The organism is Novipirellula sp. (assembly GCF_041583735.1).
In the GTDB taxonomy this organism is placed as follows: domain Bacteria; phylum Planctomycetota; class Planctomycetia; order Pirellulales; family Pirellulaceae; genus Novipirellula.
Map to the genome: position 1 here is coordinate 1 of NZ_JBFHFD010000595.1, position 5,421 is coordinate 5,421.

At 55.6% G+C, this 5,421-nt stretch carries 4 protein-coding genes; all 4 read left to right on the forward strand.

What is annotated here, in order from left to right:
* The first annotated feature begins 108 nt into the window (after positions 1-108).
* Complete coding sequence (locus tag ABX962_RS29065; protein WP_372724744.1) at positions 109-582, forward strand: DUF1579 domain-containing protein; 474 nt, start codon at positions 109-111, stop codon at positions 580-582.
* A 107-nt stretch (positions 583-689) separates the two neighbouring features.
* Complete coding sequence (locus ABX962_RS29070; protein ID WP_372724746.1) at positions 690-3,107, forward strand: DUF1592 domain-containing protein; 2,418 nt, start codon at positions 690-692, stop codon at positions 3,105-3,107.
* On the forward strand, positions 3,104-4,447 hold the full coding sequence (locus ABX962_RS29075; RefSeq protein WP_372724748.1) for a DUF1552 domain-containing protein: 1,344 nt from the start codon (positions 3,104-3,106) through the stop codon (positions 4,445-4,447). The genes ABX962_RS29070 and ABX962_RS29075 overlap by 4 nt, the downstream gene beginning before the upstream one ends.
* A gap of 9 nt (positions 4,448-4,456) precedes the next feature.
* The coding region (locus tag ABX962_RS29080; RefSeq protein WP_372724750.1) for an ankyrin repeat domain-containing protein at positions 4,457-5,421 on the forward strand (965 nt) is incomplete at its 3' end.

Consider the following 5,421-nt stretch of genomic DNA (forward strand, 5'->3'; position numbering starts at 1 on the left):
CGGTGACAGGACATGCATGCATAAAAACAAATCGGCAAGGCGATTACTGAATTGCTGTCCCTTTTTCGGTCCGTACAAGTCTTCGGTCCAAACCAGTAAGGAACAATTATGTTTGCTAAACCGCAATCCGAGCACCACTGGCTCGATCAACTGATTGGTAAGTGGAGTCTTCAACACGAATGCAAAATGCCCGACGGCAATACATCGATGACCACGGGAAAAATTGAATGTCGCTCGCTAGGCGGGATGTGGTTGGTTGCCGAAAGCAGCGGCGAATCCGCCGAGGGAGATGCGTGGTCATCGATCATGACGCTTGGCTTTGACATCGCGCAGAAGCGTTACGTCGGCACTTTTGTGGGATCAATGATGTCTAACATTTGGTATTACCAAGGCATCCGGGACGCGGATGGCACTCGATTGCCGCTGGTGACCGAAGGCCCGAAGTTTGATGGCAGCGGGACCTGTCCTTATCGCGACACGATCGAAATTATTGACGCCGACTGCTGGTTGATGAACAGCGCGATGCAAACCGACGATGGAAATTGGGTTACGTTCATGAACGGGACTCACAAGCGGACGTAGGGTCTAGTGTTTCTTACGCCGTGGCCGGCTGGAAATCGTCGCCGAGGGTTTGTTGATCGAATAGAATAGAGCGTCCAAAGCCACGTTACCTGCGGTTGAAACTCGTCATGAACAAACTGAACTCCACTGCGATCACGACGCTCGTTTGGGTTTGCACGTTGGCATCCACTCCGACGTCGATCGCGGCCGATTCTCAGATGGAACGTCTCGGTGAATTCAAGGACTTTGTCGCTACCTACTGTCTCGATTGCCACTCAAGTGGCGATGCCGAAGGCGAATTTGATTTGGAGGCATTTGATTTTTCGGCGGACCAATTTTCACGCGAGGAGCTGCAGACCGATCGCTGGGAGAAAATCTTGCGTCGGATCGACACACGACAAATGCCGCCACCCACGTCGGATCGACCCGCAGAGAGCGAATACGAGCAGGTCTCCAGCACGTTGCGGAGCATTTTGGATCAACGTTACAAGGAATTCCCGCGTCCTGGCCGGGTGGGAGCGATTCGGCGGCTGACTCGGCTCGAATACCAATACTCGGTTCGTGATCTGTTAGGGATCGCCGTCGATGCTTCGGATTATCTTCCCAAAGATGAATCAAGTCACGGGTTTGACAACATCACGGTCGAAGAACTTTCGCCGACACACCTGAATCGGTATCTATCGGCGGCCCAAGGCATCAGTCGCGCGGCGGTCGGCGGTAGCGGTAATGGGCCCGTTGGTGTGACGATTCGCCAGCCCGCGGATCGTTCGCAAGAGACCCATGTTTCGGGATTGCCATTTGGCACGCGCGGCGGCGTGTTGATCCAACATCATTTTCACCAAACCGGTGACTATGCGATCGAGCTGAAATTGACGCGTGACCGAGATGAAAAAGTAGAAGGACTCGAGCGAAAACATCACATCGATGTGTTGGTCGACCGCAATCGTGTGCATCGGTTCACCGTGCAGCCGCTGAAAGGCCAGCACGGTTGGAGCGGAAATGATTATACCCATGCCGATTCGCATCTACGCACCCGAATTCATATCGATGCGGGGGCTCGCAGTGTTGGGGTGACGTTTCCGAAAACGTTCTCGTCGTTGGCTGAACAGAAACGGCAACCGTTTGATGCGAACTTTAATCGGCATCGTCACCCCCGGCGAACGCCGGCGATCTATCAGGTCTCGATTGTGGGGCCGCTCGACACAGACGGGCCCGACACGCCAAGCGAATCAGCGGGGCCAGGAAAAACGGCCAGTCGTGATCGAATTTTTGGCAGTCATTACGATCCCGAAACGGTGACGCGGGGGGATGCCAAGTTAATGCTGCAACGACTCGCTCGGCGAGCGTATCGGCGACCGGTCAGTGATACGGATATCGATTTGCTGATGGAGTTTTTTGATCAGGGAAATCGCGAAGCTGGTTTTGAGGCTGGAATCGAATTGGCGGTCACCGCGATTCTAGTCAATCCGAATTTTCTGTTTCGCATCGAACAACGAATCGCTGACGATGCGGACGCGAGGCTTGCCGATGTCGATAATTATGAATTGGCGTCGCGGTTATCCTACTTCTTGTGGAGCAGTTTACCCGACGAGCGACTACTCGATCTTGCCGAGCAAGGTTTGCTGCAGCATGACGATACGTTGCAGGCCGAGGTTCAGCGGATGTTGTCCGATGAACGCTCACGAGCCTTGGTCGACAATTTTGCGGCGCAGTGGTTGTACCTTCGCAATCTTGATTCGATCACACCGGATCTGCGGTTGTTTCCCGATTTTGATGACAATCTACGTCAAGCGTTCGCTCAGGAAACCAAATTACTTTTTCACGACGTGCTGCGGAACAACCGCAGCATACTGGATTTGATTGGTAGCAATGAAACCTATTTGAACGAGCGGCTGGCGACGCACTATGGCATCGCTGGCGTCGCGGGCAGCGAGTTTCGGCTCGTGAAAGTGAGTCCCGCGAGTCACCGCGGCGGCATTTTGCGGCATGGCAGTATTTTGATGGTGACGTCGTATGCGACACGCACCTCGCCCACGATTCGCGGCAACTGGGTACTCGAGAACGTCATTGGTACGCCCGCACCCCCGCCGCCTCCGAACGTTCCGAATCTAAAGGAAAACACCGCGATTCAATTTGCCTCAGTGCGCGAGCGATTGGCAGCACACCGGGCGAACCCGGCATGTGCAGCGTGTCATGATTTGATGGACCCGGTCGGATTTGCACTCGAGAACTTTGATGCGGTCGGGCGTTGGCGTGAGTTTGAAGACACCTTGGCGATTGATTCGAGCGGCTATTTGCCCGATGGCACCGAATTGGAATCCGTTGACCAATTGGAGGCTGGCGTCCTTGCCCGACCCGAGATTTTTGCTCACACCGTCACCGAGAAACTGATAACTTACGCCTTAGGGCGTGCGGTCCAATCCGACGACGGTCCGACGATTCGCCGCATTGTCGATGCGGCAGCAGACGAACATTACACTCTTTCTTCTCTCATTACCGGTATCGTACTCAGCGATCCGTTTCGCAAGTGGAGACCCAACGAATGATGAAACGAATTTCGATTTCGCGACGGACGATGCTGCGAGGCACCGGCGCGGCAATCGCCTTGCCGCTGTTGGATGCGATGATCCCCGCGATGACGGCTTCGGCAGCGACTGTGGCCGCACCAGAGAATTTGAAACGGATCGGCTACATCTATATTCCGATGGGGTACAACCCGGCCAATTGGACGCCGCAGGCTGAGACGTTGGACGAGCTGCCGCCGAGTTTGCAGCCGCTTGAAGCAGTGAAGCATCAAGTGACGGTGATCTCCAACACCGACCTGAAAAATGCTTATCCCGGTTCGCACGCAACGTCGAACTCGACGTTTCTAAGTGCGGCGAGGGCGAAACGCACTGAGAGCAGTGATTATCGTAGCGGTACGACGGTGGACCAAATCGCTGCTCGCCAGATCGGCCGCGATTCGCAGTTGCCGTCGCTGGAACTTTCGATGGATTTGTTGTCGACTGTGGGACAATGCGACAATGGTTACGCCTGTGTATATCAAAACAGTTTGTCGTGGTCCTCGCCCACGCAACCGCTGCCTTCGGAAGCTCATCCTCGTTTGGTGTTTGAAAGTTTGTTTGGCGAAGGGGGGACGGCCCAACAGATGCAGGCCGCCCGCCGGAAGCGGGCGAGTTTGTTGGATTTGGTAACGACCGAAATCAAGCGAATTAAAAACCGTGTGGGGGCTGCCGACCGAGATAAGATCGATGGTTACCTCGACAGTATCCGAGAGGTTGAGCGGCGGATTCAATTGGCCGAATCGAACGCGGCGGACAATCCGCTACCGGATCTGGATCGCCCCGTAGGTGTCCCGGCGTCTTACGCCGAACATGCCAAATTGATGTTCGATTTGCAATTGTTGGCGTTCCAAGGCGACATCACCCGAGTCGTTTCGTTCCAGTTGGCCCGTGAAGCCAGCACACGAACCTACCCCGAGATCGGCGTGCCCGATCCGCATCATCCGGTGACACATCACGGCAACGATCCCGAGAAACTTGAGAAAGTTGCCAAGATCAATCGCTTTCACGTTTCGCTTTTCGCCGATTTTTTGAAACGCATGGCCGAAACAGCGGAGGGCAACGGCACGCTGTTGGACCATTCGCTTTACATGTACGGCAGCGGTATGGGCGACCCGGATGCGCACGACCACACCAATTTGCCCATCCTGGTCGCTGGCGGCGCGGCGGGCGGGATGCGGGGCGGGCGTCACATCAAGTTCACCGAAACGACGCCGCTTTCGAATGTGCATCTGACGTTGCTCAATAAGGTCGGCGTGCCCCTGGAAACGTTCGGCGATAGCACCGGCACCGTGGATGATCTGTTTGACCCCGTGACGTTGTAATCAATGAACATGAAATTTTTGTCTTGCTGTATGACTGCGGTGCGAGCGATTGTTGCATTCGTTCTGTGCATGATAGGGGCGTCCGCCTCGGCGGCTGAGCTTGCCGATGATGCCGAACACCAGCGTTGGAATGCCGTTACAAAGCATTTGACCGACGATCGTGTCGACGTTAATGCGTCCCAGGCTGATGGAATGACGGCCATTCACTGGGCGGCGTTTCATAACCGAAACGATGTGATCAAGTCGTTGGTTGATGCTGGCGGAAACGTCAATGTGGTGAACGAATATCAAGTCAGCCCACTGAGTCTCGCCTGTGAATACGGATGCGAGGATGCGGTAGCTGCCTTGATCCGCCACGATGCCGATGTGAGTGCGACGCGTCTGGGGAAAGAAACGCCGTTGATGTTGGCTGCGCGAACGGGCAACCCCGCGATCGTGCGGGCATTGATCAAGCATGACGCGAAGGTAAACGCCAAAGAAGTGGGCGGGCAAACCGCACTGATGTGGGCTGCAGCGGCCGGCAACCTCGATGCCGTGGACGCGTTGATCCAAGGGGGCGCTCGATTGGACGATCGCCTTCCAAAATCGGATTTCTCGGCGATCATGTTTGCGGCCCGTCACGGGCGAACCGATGTGGTGATGCGACTGCTGGACGCGGGACTCGATATCAATGCCGTGATGAACCCGACCCGTAGTGGCGGACGCGATCCGCGAAAACGAACCTCCGCTCTGTTGTTGGCGGTCGAAAGTGGGCATTTGGAATTGGCGATCAAGTTGATCCAGCGGGGAGCCGATCCCAACGATCAACGTAGCGGCTATGCGCCACTGCACGCGATCACCTGGGTGCGCCGAACCGAACTGGGCGACGATCCCGCAGGTGATCCAGCGCCGCGAATCACCGGATCGCTCAATACACTCGATTTCGTGCGAGCGATGGTTGCCGCTGGCGCCGATGTCAATTTGCAGCTGAAAAA